Here is a 21659-nt window from a genome sequence, read left to right as displayed (position 1 = left end):
CGACGTAATGCATGTTTTTATCGATTAAAATAACAACAGATTAAATTTCTTAAAATTATGTTAAAATCATGGTGGCCCATATAGGCAGTTTTTAAAATATAAAAGCCAATGCGTTAGCACCAGCTTTAATTAGTTTACTTATAATTGAAAGTACCCTACTTAATGATACTCTGAATATTCATGTAACATTTTTAAGGTTTCTTCGTAAAATAGGATAGCAGAAACCAAATCATCTGTATCTGAATAAGGTAATATACGTTTTTGAAATTCAGAATTAGCTTCTAAAAACTTATCGGTAGCCTCGAATTGTTCTTCTAAACTTTTGCTATTATCTTTATCACTTGGAATACCTAATGTAGACATGGTCACTCCTGGTTTAGTAGCAAAAGCAATGTATGGTAATAATTTCACCAAACTTTCAATACGTTCCACATAAAGGCCTAACAATTGCCCCTTTGGCATACGCTCTAACTCTGGTTTATTATGATATTTTTTTATTGCAACGCCTTCACTAATTATACTCTTTTCCCCTTTATTCTTTTGGGCAAAACCAACACCAGTTGCCATAAAAAAACATATCGTAAAAAAAATAATTTTTGTTTGCATATCGTAAATTTTAATAACACTTCGCAACAAACATAATACATTTTGTCGACATTTTTAGCATTTAATCTGTTTTTTTATGTTTTGAAGAAGATTATTCTTTCAAAATAAACAAGCAACAAATTCTAATTAATTACGTATTAATAAGTTACATAAAAAATATTTTGGATATGAGATCTTGCATGGCCAAACTTATATCTAGTTGATTTAATTTATAAGGGTTTGGATATTTATATAGCTATACATTTACTACTTTTAAAATGGCCGTAATGTATACTATAGAAGAAACTTAACTGATAATCTATAAAACACAAATTATACTCCCAAGGAATCCCAATAAACCTTTTAGCCTAAATACTTTAATAATATTTGGGACTTATTTGAATCTTTAATTTTTAAAATGGCTAATTCTTTTATTTGTCTAACCCGCTCTCTAGTTATTCCAAATAATTCTGCTATTTCTACCAAATTCATTGCAGATTCTGTACCAATACCATAGTAGAGCTTGATGATCTCTGACTCTCTTTCGGATAGCGAATTCAAAACGGCATCCAAATCGCACTGGAGCGAATCTAAAAACAGAACGGCATCTGGAGTTGGAAAATTCTCAGCTTTAATAACATTATGCATATTAAGGTTCGAATCTTCAGATAAAGGCGCATCCATGGAAGCACAATAACCAGAACTTTTTATACAAAGTTCAATTTCATCATTGGAAACATCAATGATTTCAGAAATTTCATCTACGGTCGGCTCCCGATAATGCTTTTGTTCAAAACAAACCTCCGCCTTTTTTATTTTGCTCAACAGACCAATCTTGTTAAGGGGAAGCCTCACTGTTCTTGAATTTTGAGAAAGCGATTGTACTATCCCTTGCCTTATCCACCAAACAGCATAGGAAATAAACTTAAATCCACGTGTTTCATCAAATTTTGTAGCCGCTTTAAGCAATCCCAAATTGCCTTCATTTATTAAATCTGAAAGAGACATGCCCCTATTTTGATATTGCTTTGCTACAGACACAACAAATCTAAGATTGGCATTAATTAACTCATTAAGAGCTTGTTGGTTTCCTTTTTTAATTTGTATAGCTAACTCGACCTCTCTTTCTAACGATACCAAATTAATTTTGTTAATATCGCTGAGATATTTACTAACCGATAGATCATTTCTATCGGTTATTTGGCCAATTATTTGGAGCGGTCTCATTCAAGTAAGTGTTATTGAACTATTTTGACGTAGATAAGCTTTTGCTTATTGTTTGGGTTTTTTCGCGGTTCAATTTCAATATTGTCAATTGATTTAATTAATGGGGTAAGCTTTTGATAACCATAATTCCTTGGGTCGAAATTTGGTTGCTTCTTTTGAATTAATGTGCCTACTTCTCCTAAAAACGCCCAACCTTCGTCGTCTTCTAAGTCAGAAATGGTCGATTTGATTAAATTAACAACTGCAGGTGTAATCTTATCTACCTTGGGTTTGGGTGGTTTAGTTTTTAAGGAAGTTGAATCATCTTGCTCGGCTTCCTTTTTTAAAATTTCAAGATAAATAAACTTATCGCATGCCACGATAAAGGGATTGGGGGTTTTCTTTTCACCTATACCATAAACAATCATCCCTGCTTCTCTAAGCCTTGTGGCAAGCTTTGTAAAATCACTATCACTGGATACCAAACAAAACCCTTTTACCTTTTCTGAGTACAAAATATCCATAGCATCAATTATCATTGCCGAATCGGTTGCATTCTTGCCTGTGGTATATCCATACTGCTGAATGGGCGTTATGGCATTTTCAAGCAGCACCTTTTTCCACTTAACCAAACTGGGGTTTGTCCAATCGCCATAAATTCGCTTTACTGTTGGATTGCCATATTTAGCAATTTCCTCAAGTAATTCCTTAACATAAGCGGAAGGTACATTATCTCCATCGATTAATACTGCTAAATGCAAATCGGTCATAATAATTTATATTTCTTTTGATCGTTCGTAGTCTTCTTTATATCTAGCTTTGGCTATTTCCTCTCTTCTTTTAAGTGATTTTTTAGTAAAATGCTGATTCCCTTTCAACACTCTTAACTGTTTTGTCTTTCTTACTTTTTGTTTATAGCGCTTTAAAGCTCGTTCAATATTTTCTCCTGTAGTTACTTTTATAATAAGCATATAATATAGTTTAATAAAAGGCAACGTCTATTAACTAAGCCTTTTAAATGTTTAACATGATTTACTGTAATGTGCTATGACCTACTTACAAGTTGAAATATTAATAGTAACGAGCAGTATAGAAATACATCAAAGTATGTGTTAGCAATAAAAAACTAGGAAGGAATAAAAAAATCTTTACTTAATAATAATGTTGCTAATACCATACAAAGAAACGCCTTTTAATTGAAATATTGTTATTTTAATCCTATTATTTAAATTGACTCTCCGTAAACATTTAGAATTAATATGTCTTTAATCAATACTTAAAATCCTTAATGTAATCTATTTACGACACAATATGTAACTTTGCTTGATTCATGGGTGGTCACTGGCCTCGAGGTACAAACGAGAGACAAATTTTCAATCTGTTTTTTAGGGCTGTTAATATCTTTTTAATTTTCTGACCAATAAATCGTTCTAAAGCCAAAATATATTGAACTAACACAAAGTTTATTTAATTTGTTTTCCCTTTTCAGTTAACCTATATTTTTGCTTACTGCTTTTAGGCTTGTCAGGAATGGTCATTTCTATTAATTCTGCATCAAGTGCTGGTTGTAAGTAATTTTCCCTGAAATATTTTCTATCTGACAAATTGAGCAATTCCTGTAATTCCTGTCTATTATGCTCCTCTGTAACAACTTTCAATAGATTTTTGACTTGAGGGGTGACTTGGGGGGTGACTTGGAGGGTAACTTGTTCGGTGACTTGCACTGTACCCTTTTCAGAATGGAAATTTTTATGAAATTAATCTCTTGTAAAATTAGACAAACTTGATATAATAAGATGTACTGCGCCCATCACCTTTAACTTCAAAGATGCCTAACTCTGATAACTTCTGCAAATCTCTAGTAGCAGTGGCTTTTGATGTTTGGGTAATACGCATATACTTTTTGGCCGTCATACCACCCTCAAAACCGCCTGGACCTTCCTGTAGCATACGCTTAACAGCTTTTAACTGCCTATCATTGAATCTTTCTTGATAAACATCAAATAGTTTTGTCTTTTTTAATGTAAAATCAATCAACGCTTCCGAATTGTCTTGTGCCTGTAATATCACATCAATAAAATATTCTAACCAAGCCGTAATTTCATTACTACTCTGCCCCTCCTTTAAAGCTTCATAATAATCTTTTTTCTTTGCTTCAATTGCAACAGAAAGACTTAACAAAAGTGGGGAACCTACGGTTTGCGACAATGCTTTTTCGGCTATGGCTCTACCAACTCTACCATTTCCGTCTTCAAAAGGGTGTATTGTTTCAAAATATAAATGTGAAATGGCCGATCGTATCGGAGCATACTTAATAGGGGCATTTCCATAGGGAGATGTTTTGTTAAACCAATCAATAAAATTATTCATTTCCATAGGTACTCTTTCAGATGGTGGTGCTTCAAAATGTACTGTTGGCTTATCAATTCTCCCTGATACAACTTGCATGGGTTCTTTATGAGTACGCCATCCACCAACCCTAATATTCTTTGCATAAGGGAATATCATTTTATGCCAATCGAATAACTTTTCTTGGGTTAGAACAGCGGCATAACTATTTTGAACATCTGTTATGAGATTTGCCATCCCTTTGGCTTCTTTATCCTTAACCTGTTCCTCTTTGATATTAATCCCCAAATTGTTTCTTATGGAAGATGTAACATCTTTTCTACTTAAATACTCCCCTTCTATCTCCGAAGTTTTAATAGCTTCAGCAACCAAAATATCAATCGTTGTTTGCACATGGGCTTCTTTAGGCATCGCTTTTAGAATACCACTTATAAGCCCAGACTTTTCAGCAAAAGCATATAATCGTTCTTCCAGCCTATTTATATCGTAGCTAAATTTTGTCCAATCTTTTTGTTGCCAATTATACTTCATGAGTCGATTAAATTACATAATTGGCTCAAAAATACATAAAATATTGAGCCGATTAACAAAATTAATCGGCTCATACTAAAATTTTAGTATCAAATTACGTGGTCATATGACATACCAAATTATTCTACATATGTATTTCGTAAATTGTCTAATTAATCCATTCATAATAGAATATCCACACCTTCCATTTTTACCGCTATATCAGTAATTTTAACCCATGTAACATTATTTTATCAAATGATATGATTCAAACCTCTTTTTTTACCGCTATAACGGTGAATTTAAAAAGTTTTCTATGTTATTATCCTTTTTGATTCCAAAAACAACTATATTTACTGCTTAAACGGTAAAAATGAATAATTTAGATTTAGGTGCTTTAATAAAAGCCCATCGTAAAGAAGCAGGACTCACACAGCTTGAATTAGCAAACATAGCAGGAATAGGGAAAACAACCGTTTTTGATATTGAAAAAAATAAAGAAACGGTTCGTTGGAGTAACCTTTTAGCCGTGCTCGAAGTTTTGAATATTAAAGTAGAATTTAAAAGCCCATTGACTAAATAATTATAACAATGAGAAAAGCGGTTGTCATGGTACATGGACATAGAGCTGGGGTGTTAACTGAGGTCTCCCCTAGCGAATATACTTTTGAATATGATGATAATTATGATGGTGCAGCTATTTCCTTAACCATGCCTACTAACCATAAAACATATGGCTATAACTCATTTCCTCCTTTTTTTGAAGGTTTATTACCTGAAGGCGTTATGTTAGAAGGTTTATTAAAGATTGCCAAAATAGATAAAAACGATTATTTTTCTCAGTTAATTGCTACTGGAAGCGATTTAGTAGGCGCTGTAACAGTCAAATTATTAGACAATGAATAGATGCCCTATTACATACGAACTATGTGGTAACAAAAAATACAGTGAAAAAGGACTTCGCAAGATAGCTCCTAAATTGACGTATTTGAATGATTTACCCTTTACAGCAGCCGAACTTAGACGAGAAGCTGCCAATAGAGCAAAAAAAATATCTATTCAAGGTGTTCAGCCTAAATTGAGTGCTTCCATTTCTGTAGTTGACCAGGAGTTTAAAATTGTAGATCAATTTGGAACATACATTATAAAACCTCAAAATGATTTATTCCCTCAACTACCAGAAAATGAAGATTTAACAATGCGAATGGCTTCTACCTTTGGCTTGGAAGTTCCTTTTCATGGTATGGTCTACGGAAAAGATGGCAGTCTATCTTATTTTATAAAACGATTTGACCGTTACGGAAAAGGCAAAAAATATGCAACTGAAGATTTTGCGCAATTAACAGGTAATACAAGAGATACCAAGTATCGCTTTACAATGGAAAAACTAATACCAGTTATTGACGAATTTTGCTCATTTCCCGCTATAGAAAGGGCTGATTTTTTCAAGCGGATCCTTTTTTGTTTTGTCACAGGTAATGAAGATATGCATTTGAAAAACTTTTCACTAATTACAAAAAATGGGAAAACAACATTAGCTCCAGTATACGATTTTTTAAATTCTAGCATTGTCATTAAAAACCCTGAAGAAGAAATTGCATTAACCTTAAAGGGAAAAAAAAGCAATCTCAAAACAACTGATTTTATCGATTATTACGCTAAAGAACGCTTACAATTGAGCGACAAAGCATTAGATACAATTTTAAAGCAAATGCAAAATACAATTCCTAAATGGAAAGCCTTAATTGACATTTCTTTTCTTTCAGATGAAATGAAAGAAAAGTATTTTAATATTTTTGAAGGTAGATTGAAATTATTTCCTTTTTAACTTTAAAAACTCTAAGGCAAGGTTTGGATACCTTTATAATACTCAATGTATAAACTAAGCTTTCCTGTTTTTAATTTTTTCTTTCGTAGATGGGCTTTTATCATTGGGACACAAATTTTTGTGTCTCGTCATTTTTGAGACACACATGAGATACAATAAATGTACGAAAATAGGTATATTAACAGAAAATAAGCCCTTAGAAGTTATTAACAATTATTTGATTTACAGTTATTTAACACCAAATGAAATCAAATAAAATTACTGTCTATTTGCCGATGCAGAAATTAGCAAATATATTCCCCAGCAACTCATCGTTGGTAACTTGCCCTGTAATCTCGCCAAAGTGGTATAAGGCTTGCCGGATATCTATAGCCAGTAAATCTCCCGAAAGCCCTGTTTCCAATCCGTGCTTTACTTTATTAATCTCTTCAAAGGCTTTTAATAGAGCATCGTAATGCCTAGAGTTGGTTACAATAGTATCGTTATTTTTTAAAGCACCCGTATTTACATAACTCAATAATGTACTTTTAAGGGCTTCTACTCCCTCCTTTGTTTTGGCAGACAGCAACATACTTTGAGACCCCTCAACAGCACTTAGAGTGTCCTCCAAATCTTGTCTTTGGACTTCCGAAAGTTTGTCTATTTTATTGGCAATGACCACTAAAGGCTTTTGCGGGTGTTTATTTTTTATCTTTTCAATCTCTACAGTAATCAATTGGGACTTTTGCTTATCTCTAGACATAACATCTGCTTCAAAAAGGTAGATAACCACTTGGGCCTGTTCAATTTTCTCAAACGTTTTTTTTATCCCAAGGCCTTCCACCACGTCTTTAGTATCTCGAATACCTGCAGTATCTATAAACCGAAAACCAATCCCCCCTATGGTAATTTCATCTTCAATGGTATCTCTAGTGGTTCCGGCAATGTCTGAAACAATAGCCCGTTCTTCATTTAAAAGCGCATTCAATAAAGTAGATTTCCCCACATTAGGTTCACCCACAATAGCTACCGGAATACCCTGCTTTATCACATTTCCCACCGCGAACGAGTCTATTAACCGCTTTAAGACAAAGGTAATGCGTTCTATTAAGTCTTTAAACTGACTACGGTCTGCAAACTCTACATCTTCCTCTGCAAAATCGAGTTCCAATTCTATAAGCGATGCAAAGTTCAATAACTCTTCACGCAGTTTAGCTATTTCTGAAGAAAACCCACCACGCATCTGTTGCATGGCTATTTGATGCGAAGCTTCATTATCGCTTGAAATCAAATCGGCTACTGCTTCAGCTTGGCTTAAGTCCATTTTTCCATTTAAAAATGCACGAAGCGTGAACTCTCCAGCTTGCGCCATTCTGGCTCCTTTCCGAAGCAATAATTGAATGATTTCCTGTTGAATATAACTTGAACCGTGACAAGAGATTTCGACCACATCTTCTCCTGTATACGAATTTGGATTTTTAAATACCGATACCAATACTTCATCTACAGTTTTGACCCCATCAACAATATGCCCTAAATGTATGGTATGCGTTGCTTGCTGGCTTAACTTCTTACCTGAAACCGATTTAAAATTGGCTTCAGCTAGCTTTATGGCATCCATGCCAGATAATCGAATTACTGCTATTGCCCCCATTCCCGAGGGCGTTGCTAAAGCCACTATGGTATCTTGATTAATCATCAGATTTAAACTAAATAAATGCCGTCTGGTTTAATTTCTATCAAGCGCTTTTTATATAGCGTGCCAATTGCTTTTTTAAAATTCTTTTTACTCATTTGGAGTATTTCCTTAATGGCTTCGGGGTTGGACTTATCAGTCAGGTTTAGATAACCACTATTGTCCTTTAACTCTTGCATAATACGGTCTGCATTGGGTTCAATACTTCTATACCCTACTTGACCTAAAGAGATATCTAATTTATTACCCGGACGTATTTTTTTAACAATCCCCTCTAACTTATCGCCTACATTAATATCTTCAAATATACTATCCTTAAATATTAAGCCAAGGTGTTTCTTGTTCACTATCACGTTCCAACCTATATCCGACGGGTGCGAAGCTATTAAATCGACTTTATCAAACTGATTAACAGTAAGCTTCTTATTGTCCAAAAACCTGTTGGTCTTGCTCGATGCTACCAACCTATTGGTTTTGTCGTCTAAATAACAATGCACCAAATACCAGCCTCCCGGTTTCATTTTAAACACTTGTTCCTTAAACGGACAAAATAATTCCTTAACCAAGCCCCAATCTAAAAACGCTCCGAATTGGGTCACTTCATTACAGCGTAATAAAGCAAAATCATCCTTTATAATGTATGGTCTGTCTGTAGTTGCAACAGGGCGCTCTTCATTATCTAAATACACAAAAACCTCAATCTTATCCCAAATCTTAAAAGCCTCTGGAACATAACGATTGGGCAACAACACCTCATCTCCTTCTTCATCGGCAAGGTACACCCCTTGCTCTGCCTCCCTTAAAATTTCTAATGTATTATATTGACCTAATTTTATCATGCCGCAAAGGTAATGTATTTAGATAGAGTTATATCATTTATCTATTGAACTCCTATTAATAAACAGATTCTTTTCCAAAGTGTTTGGTCAATAAATAATAAACCACTGCCCTATACTTTGTTCTATTGGTTTTACCATATTGTTCCATAATTATTGTAATGGCAACATCGAGCTCAGGAGTATCGCTCAAGCCCAACTTTTTAATTAAGAAATTGTTTTTAACCCGCTCCAATTCTGATTCATCTGAGCTGGAAACTGTTGACGAATCTGGATTATAAATTGATGGTCCCAAACCTATAGCAACATTGGTCAATAGTTCCATATCGGCTTCAACATCAAACTTTTCTTTTAAATCGGCGGCATATTTTACAATAAGGGCTTCTCTTTGGTTCATCCTAAAATTATTTTATTAAATTATTTTTCAATAGCGATAAATATAACTAATCCAAACTTATTTTATAAAGTCAAAATAATCCAACAGTATTTTATCATTAACAAGTCTTGGAGTAAAAACTTCCAATAATTTGGGTGCCATTCCATTGGAATAGAAGGTTGTTAGCTTCTGTTTTAAATCATTTTCATTAGACACACTTTCATATTCTAAACCATACATCCTACAAAGATGCTTGGCATTTAGGTTATGGGTGGTTTCAAAATAATTATCGAAGGTTTCGCTATCTTTATTACCCGGTAAAATTCTAAAAATCCCTCCTCCCTGATTATTAATAACTATTATTCTGAAGTTTTTAGGAATGTAATTATTCCATAATGCGTTACTATCGTAAAAGAAGCTTAAATCTCCTGTAATAAAAACGGTTTGTTTTGATGTGACTGATGCACATCCTATAGCGGTTGATGTACTTCCATCGATACCACTGGTACCACGGTTACAATACACCTCTACAGTCTTATTAAGATTGAACAACTGTAAATAACGAATGGCAGAGCTGTTTCCCGATTGCAAAATACTATTGTTGGGCAAGGATTTTACCAAAATATCAAACACCTTAAAATCACAAAACGGTATCTGGTCTACATATAGCTGGTGCTTACGGAGTCTTTCTTGTTTTATTAATGTCCAGTTATTCTTATAACTGCTTTTTTCACCATGTGCAATTTTGGACAAAAAAGTTTCAAAAAAGTCATTGGGTGTAGCAACGATATGCTTATTTAAACAGAAAAACGTATCGTTAGCTCCTTCTGTATCGATATGCCAATGCTGTTTGGGCTTGTAGGACCGCAATAAAGCCTTTATCTTTTTAGAAACAATCAACCCACCAAAAGTGAGCAGGATATCGGGCTGTAATTGTTGCTTTTCTTCCTCATCCAACGGTGCGATAACCTGGTCGATACTTGGGAAAAAACTTGAATGGTGTAAATTGGATGTGGTTTCGGTCATCACCATAACACTTTCATCTTCAGACAACTTATCCAACCACTTTTGCTCAATGGAATTGGGAGTATTACACCCTACCAAAATCAGTTTCCGTTTGGCCGTATGCCAATCGTCCACACAAGACATAATCACAGCATAGTCTATCAGGCTTGGTTCAGAAGGTTCATTAATTGCCTCTGGAATGATCAAAAGTTTATCTGTGGTTTCATAGAGCGGCTCATCAAAAGGTACGTTAATGTGGATAGGCCCGCTCTTTTTCATGGCTAAATTTATCGCCGTATTGATAGCCTCTGCATTAAAACTTTGAATGTCTTTTTGTAATCCTAAAAACCGTTCAAACTTATTCTCCAAGTTCTTTATAATGGGCAGGTCCCCAGTAACAGGAACATTGCTTTCTTCTTTTAAATCGAGTTTTAAATTTGCCGAAAACAAAATATGATTTTCAAAAACATGCTTTTGGTTAATGGTTTGCCCATCACCTATCCCTATTAAATGCTCTGGTCTATCGGCTGAAATAACGATTAAGGGAATCTTACTGTAATAGGCTTCGGAAACAGCCGGATAATAGTTTAACAGGGCACTACCAGAAGTGCATACCACTGCCGTTGGCTCTTGTAACTGCTGTGCTATACCTAAAGCAAAAAAAGCTGCACAACGTTCATCTACTATACTGTAGCACTTAAAAAAATTGTCGTTAGTAAACCCTATGGTTAATGGTGCATTTCTACTACCGGGAGAGATTATGATATGTTTTATCTGCTTTGCCTTACAGAGCTGGACCACCGTTTGTGCCAGTGGGATTTTAGGATACATCATTTACTTTAAATCTATGCGTAAAAATAAGAAATAGGTATAAAAACTGGCCTATAAAACAGTTTTTATTACCATGGATTTTGACACTGTTTCCTCCCATTCGCTTTCTGGATTGGATAACTTTGTAATACCGCCCCCTACATAAATAATTGCCGCTTTGCCCTTTAACTGCATACAACGTAGGTTTACATAAAGTTGGGTACTATGCTTAGGAATTGTATAGGCCCTATGTTCTATATTACGTTTACCCGTTCTGGGTTGCCTAGAGGTTTCAAAATTTAATTCTCCTAAAAACCCTGTATAAAACTCCCGGTTATAATTTTCATTAGCAGTAATAAACGCTTTGGCTTCTTGCTTAGGCACACCACAAACTGCGGGTGTGGGATGCAATTGCTCCAATAATTGCATAAGGTTGGTACTTTTTATATCTATACGCCCTGCTATGGTTGACTTTAGATGCAACAAATTACCAGATTTTACGGTTTCTACTTCTGAAATTGTAATGTTTTCTACCGCTGCCTTAATATTATCGGTGATAAAATCGGTTACATACTGCTGTTCCTCAATTTCCTTAGGTTGCCATACAACATCTTCGGTGCCATTGTATTGCTGGGTCCCTGCTAAGGCCATAACTGAAAATCGGTGGCCTTCAATTTTAATAAGGGTTTCTGGAGTAGCTCCTAGCCACAATCCCACTTGTGGATGGTACCAACAGTAGACAAAACCTTTACTATACTTGTTCAATAACCTTGTGAAAATTAAAAAAGGATCTGTATGTGTTAGTTCTTGTTCTTCTTTACGGGACAGAACAACTTTCTTAAGATTACCTTTTTCAATTTCATCTACCCCCCGTTTTACAAGTGCAATATGTTGTTGCTTAGTAGCTTCATCTATATTTCCATGAGGTTGTGTGTTTCCCGTACCATCTAAGGCAATATCAAAATTTTCAAGTGCTAATGCTTCACATGCACCCCATGGCATTAATACCGTTTTATCGATGGCATCAAATGGGGAAAACACAAAGCCTTTTTCTGTAAAATCTTTAGCAAACAGTAATTCGTCTGTATTCTGTAAAAATGAATTAATTGTCGTTTCATTAGGCTTTCTATAAGCAACAAACGGAAGTTTGGCCTTGAAATGTCCATTCAAACGATTAAAAAAAAAGGCTGTTGTCATTATTTGGTTCTAGGAAGCGAAATGGTGGTTAACTTACATAATGAAATTAAATTATCACTTTCATCGGTAACACGAATGTCGAGCAACTGCGTTGTTTTTCCTTTATGAACAAAAGTCGCTTTTGCATAAACAAACCCTCCCTTTACACTTTTTAAATGGTTGGCCGATATTTCAATACCACGCACAAAATACTTTTCTAAATCTGTAAAAATATTACTAGCAAAACTCCCCACACTTTCTGCCAATGCTACTGTTGCACCGCCATGTAATACCCCATCGGGCTGGTGTACTCTTGGAGTAACGGGCATTCGTGCTGTTAAAAAATTATCGCCATAATCTACAACCTCGATACCCAAGGTTTCCATCAACGTATTTTTACAAATGGCATTGGTTTGTTGTATAACCGCTTCTTTAGATAATTGCATTTAAAATGATAATAATTGAACTCTTTAGGCTTTATCAATTTGCTGAAAACTTCTAATATTCTCTTAAATTCAGAAAGTCTAAACGAGTTTGGTATATGGCGTAAAAATACAAAATACGACATACTACATCGTAATATGTTCAAACTAATTTATATTTGTATTAACCTGTAATACTAAATAGTATGTTAGCGCCTACTCTAGAAAACGATTACGTAAGGCTTTCTCCCTTAGGCCTGAACAATTATCACCATATAGAAGCTATTGCCCAAGAAGAACATTTAGTTCAGTTTTCTCCCAGTAAAATAGACACTCCCAAAGCCCTTAAGGCTTATGTACAAGTTGCTGTTGATGGTCTCTACCACAAAACTGCCATTCCGTTTATTGTATACGACAAACAAAAGGGGGCTTATGCTGGATGTACCCGATTTGGACATATAAGCTGGCATAACAAAGTATTGCATATTGGCTGGACATGGATTGGACGCGCGTTTCAAGGCACAGGCCTTAACAAGCACATGAAGTTTTTAATGTTGCAATACGCCTTCGAAACTTTACTTTTTGATAAAGTTGAATTCCGAATAGACGATCGCAATATCCGCTCTAGAAAAGCCGTAGAGAAATTAGGGGCTTCGTTAGAAGGCATTTTAAGACAAGATACCTTAATGCGCGATGGCTTTAAGCGCAGCACCTGTTGTTATGGCATTTTAAAAGAGGAATGGGGTGATATTAAAAGCACGGTCTTCAAAAATTTTTAACCTGGATTTAGCTATAGTTTAAAAAAATCACCTGAATCTATCCTTTTTAAGTTTGAAGTCGGTTGGCTATACAAATACACCCAACAGTTCAAAACAGTATCAGCATCTATAAAAACATCCATAAGAACACGGTCATACAAGCCCTCCTGAACTCCTTCGTAATCGTCCAGAACTTTAAAAACAAGATTAGCTTCAGAAATCTTATAAATTGTGCCATAAACTTTATCGGTAGCCTGCTTACTTTTAACTGCACCAGGATACCAATCAACCAAATACAGTTCACCATAAAAATAGCCTTTACCAACAAGCATTGCATGTTGTCCTAAAAATTGGGACATGTCGTTATTTGCCTTGTTTAACAATGTGCCGTAAACAAACAAATAATTCGTTTCAGACATAAATGTTTTGAGTTATAAACTATTTGTTGGCCGCTATCCAAGCATCAATCTTTTGTTCCAAAAGCTGCAAGGGTATACAACCTGTTTCCAAAATCTGGTTATGGAATTCCCGAATATCGAATTTATCACCCAAAGCTTGAGTTGCCCTTGCCCGAAGTTCCCTAATCTTTAATTGACCTATTTTATAGGATAGTGCCTGGCCTGGATTTGCCATATACCGCTCAATCTCGCTGGTAATATCATCTTCAGATTCTGCTTCATTTTCCAATGAATATTGAATAGCCTGTTCCCTGGTCCATCCTTTTGCATGCAATCCTGTATCAACAACCAAACGGATGGCGCGATGGATTTCAGAACTTAACATCCCAAAATATTGATACGGGTCCTTATACAATCCCAGTTCCTCTCCCATTGATTCTGTATATAAAGCCCAGCCTTCGCCATAAGCACTATACCATAATGTTTTTCTAAAGTCTGGCAATTGTTCGTTTTCCTGAGCTAATGAAATTTGGAAATGATGCCCAGGAATGGCTTCGTGCAAAAACAAATCTTCTTTATCAAAAACATTATATTTGGTAACATCTGGAATAGGTGTAAAAAATATCCCTGGTCGTGTACCATCCAATGAGCCTCTATTATAATTTGCAGCAGCCGATTTTTCCCTAAAGGGCTCTGTCCTTCTCACTTCGAATGGTGTTTTTGGTTGTTTCCCAAAAAGCTTATCGATTTGTGGTTTCATGACCTCATGAATACTATCATAAAACGCAATAACTTGGGAACGCTCAGTAAATGGCATCAACTCTTTATTGGTTCTTACATGCTCAAAAAAAGCATTTAAATCGCCCTCAAACCCTACTTTCTCCTTAATGGCTTCCATCTCACTACGAATACGCTTCACCTCATTTAAACCTAATTGGTGTATTTCATCGGCTGTCATATTTGTTGTAGTGTACTTTTTTATTTGATGGTCGTAATAGGCTTTTCCAAGAGGCGTATCGGCAATACCACTTGTGGTTCTTCCTGCTGCTAAATAATCGTTCTTTAAAAAATCCGCCATTTCCTTATGGGCAGGCATAATTTTATCGGATACCATACTGGCATAAGCCTGTGCCAACATAGCCCTATCTTCATCTGTAAACGTTTCGGGCATAAGCTTAATTGGCGCGTAGTATAAATTATCTTCAATTGCACCAGTAGCCAGACCTTCAAATTGTGGAATTACCTTTACAATTAATGATTTGGGCAACACATAACCTGTAGCCATCCCTTTTTTCATGTTCTCCTTGGCCGCTTTCAACCAAACCAAATAGGCATCTACACGCTTTAACCAAGTTTGATAGTCTTCTACCGTCTTAAAGGGTTGCGCATTGGTACCGCTTGCAAACTGATTAAAATCTAAGTTTTTCGACCACATCTGGTCTATTGGCATTAAATCTTTTGAAAATGATAAAGCCTCTAAATTGATGTTGCAATCCCAATTTAACACCGCTTTGCTCATTTGCTCAGTGTCGGTTAATAGCGAATCTGGAAAGTCGTCTAAAGCGGTTTTAAATTTTTCGTAATAGGCTTTCTTTTTAGCTTTATACTCCTTAGATAAATAATTAGGAAATTGGTCATTAAAACGGTTATCCCCTGCACTAGTAGCCTTGGTGGGATCTAAAACATAGCCCTCCTCACTGTAGTTTTTTAACAAATCTGCAAACTTATCGTGAATGGGGTTTATTTCTTCTTTAACTTCTTTTTTACATGCCAATAATAGACACATTAATACTAAACAAGGGACGATTGTGCGCTTCATATTTTTGATATTTTTTTTAAATATAAGTATTTTCTTCAGAATAAAACACAAAAACCTGTCGCGGATTGCTATTCAACAAACCTACCAAAATCAAGCTCAAGAATTTGTCCATGCGATTCATGATCAACAACTGCGCCATCTACAACAACTAAAAGTTGGGGAGATTCGTGAACAACTTGAAACTTGTTGGCTACTTCGTTTGATAGCTCCCGATAACTTATAAGATCCAAATAGTATAAATCTAAAGCATCTTCCTTGACATTATAAGCATCGACAAACTGATTCATCACCATGCTACTTATACCACAGCGTGTTGAGTGCTTAAAAATAACTTGAGGCCTTATTTTAGACTTAGCAACAATGTCGCTTAATTGCTCAGCCCCAATTAATGGTATCCAAGGCAGCGGGCTGTCTTTCTTTTCGGTTATTGCACCTATAGAAGAGCCAAAATATTTATTTAAAAATCCCATAAATTAAATGTAGGTTATATGATTCATAATGAATTAAGTCGACTACTTCTCAAAACCTTACAAACTGACCAAAAGTCAGAAATAATCAATAGTTAGCAGACATTTTGTCTGTAATTTCTATCACTAACACTACTGGTAAGGTTATTGAAATATTCGCTATAAAGAAACTAAAAATTTATATTATGAACTTAAATAATTTCACCATAAAATCGCAAGAAGCCATACAGCAAGCACAACAAATTGCACAAGGCTTTGAGCATCAACAAATAGAAAACGAACACCTCTTTAAAGGTATTTTTGAAGTAGACGAAAGCGTACTCCCCTTCATATTAAAAAAACTAAATGTTAATATTAACATACTCCAACTGGCATTAGACAAACAATTGGAAAGTTTTTCTAAAGTGTCTGGAGGAGAATTGATGTTATCCCGTGAAGCAGGAAAGACATTGAATGAAGCCTCTATTATCGCAAAAAAAATGAAAGATGATTATGTATCCGTTGAGCATCTCATCTTGGCCATTTTTAAATCGAATAGCAAAATAGCCCAAATGCTAAAAGACCAAGGCGTTACCGAAAAAGGCCTAAATGCCAGTATTAGTGAGCTACGCCAAGGCGACCGTGTAACCTCCCAAAGCCAGGAAGACACCTATAATTCGTTAAATAAATATGCCAAGAATTTAAACCAATTGGCCAAAGACGGAAAATTGGACCCCGTAATTGGTCGTGATGAGGAAATTAGAAGGATTCTTCAAATCTTATCACGCCGTACCAAGAACAACCCCATTTTAGTAGGTGAACCCGGTACAGGTAAAACAGCAATAGCCGAAGGCTTAGCCCACAGAATTATAGATGGTGATATTCCAGAAAATTTAAAGGAAAAACAAATATTTGCCTTAGATATGGGCGCACTCATTGCTGGAGCCAAATACAAAGGTGAGTTTGAAGAACGTTTAAAAGCGGTAATCAAAGAGGTGACTACCAGCGAAGGGGATATTGTTCTCTTTATCGATGAAATACACACCCTAGTAGGTGCTGGTGGCGGACAAGGTGCTATGGATGCAGCCAACATCTTAAAACCCGCTTTAGCGCGAGGTGAACTTAGGGCCATAGGGGCCACGACATTAGATGAGTATCAAAAATATTTTGAAAAGGATAAAGCCTTAGAACGTCGGTTTCAAAAAGTAATGGTCGATGAACCTGATACCGAAAGCGCCATTTCTATTTTACGCGGTATTAAGGAAAAATACGAAACACACCATAAAGTACGTATTAAAGACGAGGCTATTATTGGAGCTGTAGAATTATCACAACGCTATATTACCAATAGATTTTTACCAGATAAGGCTATCGACTTAATGGATGAAGCGGCTTCAAAATTACGAATGGAAATCAATTCCAAACCAGAAGAACTAGATGTTCTGGATCGAAAAATAATGCAATTGGAAATTGAAATCGAGGCCATTAAACGTGAAAAAGATGAGGCCAAGTTAAAGTCATTGCGTTCCGATTTGGCTAATTTTAAAGAACAGCGAAACGAAATAAATGCCAAATGGAAGAGTGAAAAAGAAGTGGTAGACAATATTCAAAATACCAAGCAGGATATTGAAAACTTTAAGTTAGAAGCAGAAAAGGCCGAACGTGAAGGCAATTATGGAAAAGTAGCCGAATTGCGCTACGGAAAAATTAAAGAAGCGCAAGAGCAATTGGAAACTTTTCAAAAGCAACTGCAAGAACAATCTGAAAACTCTTTAATTAAAGAAGAAGTCACCTATGATGACATTGCCGAAGTGGTTGCCAAATGGACGGGTATTCCAGTAACAAAAATGCTACAAAGTGAACGTGATAAACTATTGAAGCTAGAAGACGAGTTACACAAACGTGTTGTAGGCCAGGAAGAAGCTATTGAAGCGGTAAGTGATGCCGTGCGCAGAAGTCGTGCCGGATTGCAAAACCCCAAAAAACCCATTGGGACGTTCCTTTTTTTAGGTACCACAGGAGTTGGTAAGACCGAATTGGCCAAAGCATTGGCAGAATACCTTTTTGATGACGAAAATGCTATGACCCGAATAGACATGAGCGAATACCAAGAACGCCATGCCGTTAGTCGATTGGTTGGAGCACCTCCTGGTTATGTAGGCTATGATGAAGGCGGACAACTTACTGAAGCCGTAAGGCGTAAGCCTTATTCTGTAGTGTTATTGGATGAAATTGAAAAAGCACATCCCGATACATTCAACATCCTGTTACAGGTATTGGATGAAGGCCATTTAACCGATAACAAAGGCCGCGTAGCAGATTTTAAAAACACCATTATTATTATGACCTCCAACATTGGCAGTCATTTAATACAAGAGCGTTTTGAAGCTACAAAGGATATTGAATCGGCTATCGAGTCGGCTAAAGTTGATGTTTTAGGTTTGTTAAAACAAAGTGTAAGGCCAGAGTTTTTAAATCGTATAGATGATATTATCATGTTTACCCCATTAACCAAAGCAAACATTATAGATATTGTTGAACTACAGCTTAAAGAACTTAGTAAAACGATTGGTCAACAAGGCATTACTTTCGATGCAACACCCGAAGCTATTGCTTATCTGGCTGATAAAGGTTACAATCCAGAATATGGTGCAAGACCTGTAAAACGGGTAATACAAAAAGAAGTTCTAAATGCACTTAGTCGAGAAATTTTAGCTGGCAAAGTAACCACCGATAGTATTATTTTACTGGATGCCTTTGATAATCAGCTTGTTTTTAGAAATCAAAGTGACTTAATAACAGAAAAACTTTAAAAAATTGTAACAAAATAGACACAAATAAGTCTATTAATTAATTGGTTGGTTAGTCCTGCCTACCGTCAGGCAGGTTAAAAAGCAACGTAAATCGTACTTTAGATGAGCGTTGCTTTTTGTTTTTATCGACGAACAAATTAATATTTTCGATGAAATACACATAACTTTGATTAAGTGCAATAATTTGAAAACAAACAAGTTAAGCGTTTTCCAAAAAAATAATCGACAAACGGCATACTACCAACTATTGTTTCTATACACTGTTTTTTTAAATTAGCCAAAACGTAAAGCCCCAAGCTCTACATCTCCCTCTAATATCGTTAAACTGTTTATTTATCATTTTCATGTGTAATAAACATAAAACCTACTTAATAGCAATGAATATATTTAAACACATCGATTATTCACTTTTAAAATCTACAACTACCGAACGGGAAATTATTGATTTTTGCCATGATGCAAAAGACAATCAATTAAACAGTGTCTGTATTAACAGCTCCTATGTCGCTTTAGCCAAACAACTATTGGGCAACACCAATGTAAAAATATGTACCGTAGTTGGATTTCCTCTTGGTGCTATGTCTACCGAAGCCAAAGTTTACGAAGCCAAAAAAGCCATTGAAGATGGCGCTGATGAAATTGATATGGTCATGAATTTAGGCTACCTTAAAAGCAAAAATTATGTTTCGGTACTAAAAGACATTACCGATGTAAAAATGGCCATAGGCAAAACCCCTTTAAAGGTTGTCCTGGAAGTCTCTGAGCTTAACAAAAATGAAATTATTAAAGCTTGTGAGATTTGTTTGGACTCTAATATAGAGTACATAAAAACCTCAAGCGGATTTACCAAAAGCGGCGCTACATTAACCTGTATTAAAATGATAAGAAAGACGGTTAAAAACCGAATTAAAATTATTGCGTCTGGAGGCATTAATAGTTTAGAAACTGCAAAAAAATACCTAGAAATAGGTGCTCATAGAGTAGACACATCAAGTCTATTAAAGGTTGATGATTTAGCGCAATTATAGCTACTAAATACATCCTCTTATTTTTTATATTACAATTCCACAAAACCGATTCAATATTACGCTATATGGATCGGTTTTTTTATGACTAAACCCCTGCAAAGGCAATGAGCTTACCATTTGCCATAAAAACCATCTGTAAAAGTAATATTTCTTCTTCGCCCTTAACTAGTAAATTTAAATAATTGTTAATACCTTTGGGTAGTTCACCTATTAAAAAACATTAGTATAATTTCAAATTTAAAGTATTTGATACAGCTCAATAGCTATATAGACCATACGCTTTTAAAGGCAACAGCAACAGCACAGGACATTGTGGAGCTATGCGAGGAAGCCAAACGTTACAAGTTCTATGCGGTTTGCGTAAACAGTTGTTATGTTAAATTGGCTAAAGCACAACTTAATAACAGTAATATAAAGATTTGTAGCGTTGTAGGATTTCCACTTGGAGCCATGTCTACCAAAGCCAAAGTTTACGAAGCCAAAAAAGCTATTGAAGATGGTGCTGATGAAATTGATATGGTCATAAATGTTGGTCTATTGAAAAGTAAGGATTTTGATGGTGTTTGGAAAGATATTGAAGCGGTTAAACGTATCATGCACAAAAGCGTTTTAAAAGTAATTCTAGAAACCTGTTACCTTGAAGAATTGGAAATTATAAAAGCCAGTGAATTGGCTATACAGTGTGGTGCCGACTTTATAAAAACATCAACAGGGTTTGGACCAGGAGGTGCTAGAATAGAAGATGTACAGATAATGAAAAATGTTGTTGGGTCTAGCAGAACTAAAATTAAAGCTTCAGGCGGTATTAGAGATGCCCAAACTGCTTTAAAATATATTAAACTAGGTGTTGAGCGCTTGGGTACATCCTCTGGAATTGCAATTATTACAGATAAACCTTCAAACAAGAATTATTAAACGATGAGTGTTCACATTGAAGCTAAAAAAGGGGATATTGCAGAGACCATTTTACTTCCGGGAGACCCCTTAAGAGCCAAATGGATTGCTGAAACTTTTTTTGAAAACCCAGTTTGTTTTAACAAAATAAGAGGCATGTTAGGCTTTACAGGCATCTACAATGGCAAACAGGTTTCTGTTATGGGCACAGGTATGGGCGTCCCTTCTATTTCTATTTATGCACACGAACTTATTACAGAGTATGGTGTTAAAAACTTAATTCGGGTTGGTAGCGCTGGATCATACCAAGAACATATTAAAATTAGGGATATTGTTTTGGCTATGGCGGCCTCATCCAATTCGGGCGTAAACGAATTACGCTTTGGTGGTGCAGACTATGCCCCTACCGCCAACTTTGAACTTTTTCAAAAAGCTGTTGATACGGCCAAAAGTAAAAATATAGACATTAAAGCAGGAAATGTCTTTACTTCGGATGAGTTTTATGCCGATGACTTCGAGTCCTATAAAAAATGGTCTAAGTTTGGTGTACTTTGTGTTGAAATGGAAACCGCAGGATTATACACCGTTGCGGCCAAGCATCGGGTAAACGCCCTATCTATACTCACCATATCCGATTCTTTGGTAACTGGGGAGCGCACCACCAGTAAAGCACGTGAAACCACTTTTAAAGGAATGATAGAAATCGCTTTAGAGTTAGCTTGATA

23 protein-coding genes are annotated in these 21659 nt (G+C 35.6%); 8 read left to right on the top strand and 15 right to left on the bottom strand.

Annotated features, from left to right (window positions below):
* Positions 1-159: 159 nt before the first annotated feature.
* The 6 genes from MR062_RS10835 to MR062_RS10810 all read right to left on the bottom strand — a co-directional run bounded on the left by MR062_RS10835 (position 160) and on the right by MR062_RS10810 (position 4671).
* Positions 160-606 (bottom strand): hypothetical protein, encoded by a 447-nt coding sequence (locus MR062_RS10835; protein ID WP_242204223.1) that lies wholly within the window; start codon positions 604-606, stop codon positions 160-162.
* Between the two features lie 342 nt (positions 607-948).
* Positions 949-1812 (bottom strand): sigma-70 family RNA polymerase sigma factor, encoded by an 864-nt coding sequence (locus MR062_RS10830; protein WP_242204222.1) that lies wholly within the window; start codon positions 1810-1812, stop codon positions 949-951.
* Positions 1813-1823: 11 nt separating this feature from the next.
* Complete coding sequence (locus tag MR062_RS10825) at positions 1824-2561, bottom strand: NYN domain-containing protein (protein ID WP_242204221.1); 738 nt, start codon at positions 2559-2561, stop codon at positions 1824-1826.
* A gap of 6 nt (positions 2562-2567) precedes the next feature.
* Positions 2568-2762, bottom strand: a complete 195-nt coding sequence (gene rpsU / locus MR062_RS10820; RefSeq protein ID WP_242204220.1) for a 30S ribosomal protein S21 — start codon at positions 2760-2762, stop codon at positions 2568-2570.
* 492 nt (positions 2763-3254) lie between these two features.
* Positions 3255-3515 carry a Fic family protein gene (locus MR062_RS10815; RefSeq protein ID WP_242204219.1) on the bottom strand — a complete coding sequence of 87 codons (261 nt, stop codon included), beginning with the start codon at positions 3513-3515 and terminating at the stop codon, positions 3255-3257.
* A 49-nt stretch (positions 3516-3564) separates the two neighbouring features.
* Positions 3565-4671 carry a Fic family protein gene (locus MR062_RS10810; RefSeq protein WP_242204218.1) on the bottom strand — a complete coding sequence of 369 codons (1107 nt, stop codon included), beginning with the start codon at positions 4669-4671 and terminating at the stop codon, positions 3565-3567.
* 352 nt (positions 4672-5023) lie between these two features.
* Here MR062_RS10810 and MR062_RS10805 point away from each other — a divergent pair, with 352 nt between their 5' ends.
* The 3 genes from MR062_RS10805 (at position 5024) to MR062_RS10795 (ending at position 6478) form a co-directional block, all read left to right on the top strand.
* Positions 5024-5233, top strand: a complete 210-nt coding sequence (locus tag MR062_RS10805) for a helix-turn-helix domain-containing protein (RefSeq protein WP_242204217.1) — start codon at positions 5024-5026, stop codon at positions 5231-5233.
* Between the two features lie 8 nt (positions 5234-5241).
* Complete coding sequence (locus MR062_RS10800) at positions 5242-5556, top strand: HipA N-terminal domain-containing protein (RefSeq protein WP_242204216.1); 315 nt, start codon at positions 5242-5244, stop codon at positions 5554-5556.
* 82 nt (positions 5557-5638) lie between these two features.
* The gene (locus MR062_RS10795; RefSeq protein WP_242204215.1) at positions 5639-6478 is read left to right on the top strand and encodes a HipA domain-containing protein; all 840 of its coding nucleotides are present in this window, start codon (positions 5639-5641) and stop codon (positions 6476-6478) included.
* A 265-nt stretch (positions 6479-6743) separates the two neighbouring features.
* On the opposite strand, the gene mnmE is transcribed toward MR062_RS10795, so the two are convergent.
* The 6 genes from mnmE to MR062_RS10765 are packed head-to-tail and all read right to left on the bottom strand — an operon-like array spanning position 6744 to position 12802.
* A complete protein-coding gene (gene mnmE / locus MR062_RS10790) occupies positions 6744-8156 on the bottom strand; it encodes a tRNA uridine-5-carboxymethylaminomethyl(34) synthesis GTPase MnmE (RefSeq protein WP_242204214.1) in 1413 nt (470 codons plus the stop codon).
* A gap of 5 nt (positions 8157-8161) precedes the next feature.
* Positions 8162-8992 (bottom strand): CvfB family protein, encoded by an 831-nt coding sequence (locus MR062_RS10785; RefSeq protein ID WP_242204213.1) that lies wholly within the window; start codon positions 8990-8992, stop codon positions 8162-8164.
* Between the two features lie 55 nt (positions 8993-9047).
* Positions 9048-9386, bottom strand: coding sequence for a DUF2853 family protein (locus MR062_RS10780; protein WP_242204212.1), 339 nt, complete (start codon positions 9384-9386; stop codon positions 9048-9050).
* Between the two features lie 57 nt (positions 9387-9443).
* Positions 9444-11204 (bottom strand): 2-succinyl-5-enolpyruvyl-6-hydroxy-3-cyclohexene-1-carboxylate synthase, encoded by a 1761-nt coding sequence (menD, locus tag MR062_RS10775; protein ID WP_242204211.1) that lies wholly within the window; start codon positions 11202-11204, stop codon positions 9444-9446.
* Between the two features lie 48 nt (positions 11205-11252).
* A complete protein-coding gene (locus MR062_RS10770; RefSeq protein WP_242204210.1) occupies positions 11253-12377 on the bottom strand; it encodes a chorismate-binding protein in 1125 nt (374 codons plus the stop codon).
* Positions 12377-12802, bottom strand: a complete 426-nt coding sequence (locus MR062_RS10765; RefSeq protein ID WP_242204209.1) for a PaaI family thioesterase — start codon at positions 12800-12802, stop codon at positions 12377-12379. Before MR062_RS10765 ends, MR062_RS10770 begins: the two co-directional genes overlap by 1 nt.
* A gap of 182 nt (positions 12803-12984) precedes the next feature.
* On the opposite strand from MR062_RS10765, the gene MR062_RS10760 reads away from it, so the two are divergent.
* Positions 12985-13557 carry a GNAT family N-acetyltransferase gene (locus MR062_RS10760; RefSeq protein WP_242204208.1) on the top strand — a complete coding sequence of 191 codons (573 nt, stop codon included), beginning with the start codon at positions 12985-12987 and terminating at the stop codon, positions 13555-13557.
* Between the two features lie 11 nt (positions 13558-13568).
* Here the strand turns inward: MR062_RS10760 and MR062_RS10755 are convergent, their stop codons facing one another.
* The 3 genes from MR062_RS10755 to ytxJ all read right to left on the bottom strand — a co-directional run bounded on the left by MR062_RS10755 (position 13569) and on the right by ytxJ (position 16223).
* Positions 13569-13955 (bottom strand): gamma-glutamylcyclotransferase family protein, encoded by a 387-nt coding sequence (locus MR062_RS10755; RefSeq protein WP_242204207.1) that lies wholly within the window; start codon positions 13953-13955, stop codon positions 13569-13571.
* Between the two features lie 19 nt (positions 13956-13974).
* Complete coding sequence (locus MR062_RS10750) at positions 13975-15753, bottom strand: DUF885 domain-containing protein (protein WP_242204206.1); 1779 nt, start codon at positions 15751-15753, stop codon at positions 13975-13977.
* A 68-nt stretch (positions 15754-15821) separates the two neighbouring features.
* Complete coding sequence (ytxJ, locus tag MR062_RS10745) at positions 15822-16223, bottom strand: bacillithiol system redox-active protein YtxJ (protein WP_242204205.1); 402 nt, start codon at positions 16221-16223, stop codon at positions 15822-15824.
* A 182-nt stretch (positions 16224-16405) separates the two neighbouring features.
* Here ytxJ and clpB point away from each other — a divergent pair, with 182 nt between their 5' ends.
* From clpB to deoD, 4 genes are all read left to right on the top strand, one after another.
* Entirely contained in the window at positions 16406-19012 is a 2607-nt protein-coding gene (gene clpB, locus MR062_RS10740) for an ATP-dependent chaperone ClpB (RefSeq protein ID WP_242204204.1), read from the top strand.
* Between the two features lie 377 nt (positions 19013-19389).
* Positions 19390-20040 carry a deoxyribose-phosphate aldolase gene (gene deoC, locus MR062_RS10735; protein WP_242204203.1) on the top strand — a complete coding sequence of 217 codons (651 nt, stop codon included), beginning with the start codon at positions 19390-19392 and terminating at the stop codon, positions 20038-20040.
* Positions 20041-20289: 249 nt separating this feature from the next.
* The gene (gene deoC, locus MR062_RS10730) at positions 20290-20955 is read left to right on the top strand and encodes a deoxyribose-phosphate aldolase (protein ID WP_242204229.1); all 666 of its coding nucleotides are present in this window, start codon (positions 20290-20292) and stop codon (positions 20953-20955) included.
* Positions 20956-20958: 3 nt separating this feature from the next.
* The gene (deoD, locus tag MR062_RS10725; RefSeq protein ID WP_242204202.1) at positions 20959-21657 is read left to right on the top strand and encodes a purine-nucleoside phosphorylase; all 699 of its coding nucleotides are present in this window, start codon (positions 20959-20961) and stop codon (positions 21655-21657) included.
* Positions 21658-21659: the final 2 nt, after the last annotated feature.

The sequence above is a fragment of the Aestuariivivens insulae genome (assembly GCF_022662195.1).
Classification (GTDB): domain Bacteria; phylum Bacteroidota; class Bacteroidia; order Flavobacteriales; family Flavobacteriaceae; genus Aestuariivivens; species Aestuariivivens insulae.
This window is presented reverse-complemented; position numbering and strand designations above follow the sequence as displayed.

Bases quoted from the DNA above. Each gene is read 5' to 3' on its own strand.
- MR062_RS10835 (WP_242204223.1), bottom strand. From the start codon at position 606: ATGCAAACAAAAATTATTTTTTTTACGATATGTTTTTTTATGGCAACT.
- MR062_RS10830 (WP_242204222.1), bottom strand. From the start codon at position 1,812: ATGAGACCGCTCCAAATAATTGGCCAAATAACCGATAGAAATGATCTA.
- MR062_RS10825 (WP_242204221.1), bottom strand. From the start codon at position 2,561: ATGACCGATTTGCATTTAGCAGTATTAATCGATGGAGATAATGTACCT.
- rpsU (WP_242204220.1), bottom strand. From the start codon at position 2,762: ATGCTTATTATAAAAGTAACTACAGGAGAAAATATTGAACGAGCTTTA.
- MR062_RS10810 (WP_242204218.1), bottom strand. From the start codon at position 4,671: ATGAAGTATAATTGGCAACAAAAAGATTGGACAAAATTTAGCTACGAT.
- MR062_RS10805 (WP_242204217.1), top strand. From the start codon at position 5,024: ATGAATAATTTAGATTTAGGTGCTTTAATAAAAGCCCATCGTAAAGAA.
- MR062_RS10800 (WP_242204216.1), top strand. From the start codon at position 5,242: ATGAGAAAAGCGGTTGTCATGGTACATGGACATAGAGCTGGGGTGTTA.
- mnmE (WP_242204214.1), bottom strand. From the start codon at position 8,156: ATGATTAATCAAGATACCATAGTGGCTTTAGCAACGCCCTCGGGAATG.
- MR062_RS10785 (WP_242204213.1), bottom strand. From the start codon at position 8,992: ATGATAAAATTAGGTCAATATAATACATTAGAAATTTTAAGGGAGGCA.
- MR062_RS10780 (WP_242204212.1), bottom strand. From the start codon at position 9,386: ATGAACCAAAGAGAAGCCCTTATTGTAAAATATGCCGCCGATTTAAAA.
- menD (WP_242204211.1), bottom strand. From the start codon at position 11,204: ATGATGTATCCTAAAATCCCACTGGCACAAACGGTGGTCCAGCTCTGT.
- MR062_RS10770 (WP_242204210.1), bottom strand. From the start codon at position 12,377: ATGACAACAGCCTTTTTTTTTAATCGTTTGAATGGACATTTCAAGGCC.
- MR062_RS10765 (WP_242204209.1), bottom strand. From the start codon at position 12,802: ATGCAATTATCTAAAGAAGCGGTTATACAACAAACCAATGCCATTTGT.
- MR062_RS10760 (WP_242204208.1), top strand. From the start codon at position 12,985: ATGTTAGCGCCTACTCTAGAAAACGATTACGTAAGGCTTTCTCCCTTA.
- MR062_RS10755 (WP_242204207.1), bottom strand. From the start codon at position 13,955: ATGTCTGAAACGAATTATTTGTTTGTTTACGGCACATTGTTAAACAAG.
- MR062_RS10750 (WP_242204206.1), bottom strand. From the start codon at position 15,753: ATGAAGCGCACAATCGTCCCTTGTTTAGTATTAATGTGTCTATTATTG.
- ytxJ (WP_242204205.1), bottom strand. From the start codon at position 16,223: ATGGGATTTTTAAATAAATATTTTGGCTCTTCTATAGGTGCAATAACC.
- clpB (WP_242204204.1), top strand. From the start codon at position 16,406: ATGAACTTAAATAATTTCACCATAAAATCGCAAGAAGCCATACAGCAA.
- deoC (WP_242204203.1), top strand. From the start codon at position 19,390: ATGAATATATTTAAACACATCGATTATTCACTTTTAAAATCTACAACT.
- deoD (WP_242204202.1), top strand. From the start codon at position 20,959: ATGAGTGTTCACATTGAAGCTAAAAAAGGGGATATTGCAGAGACCATT.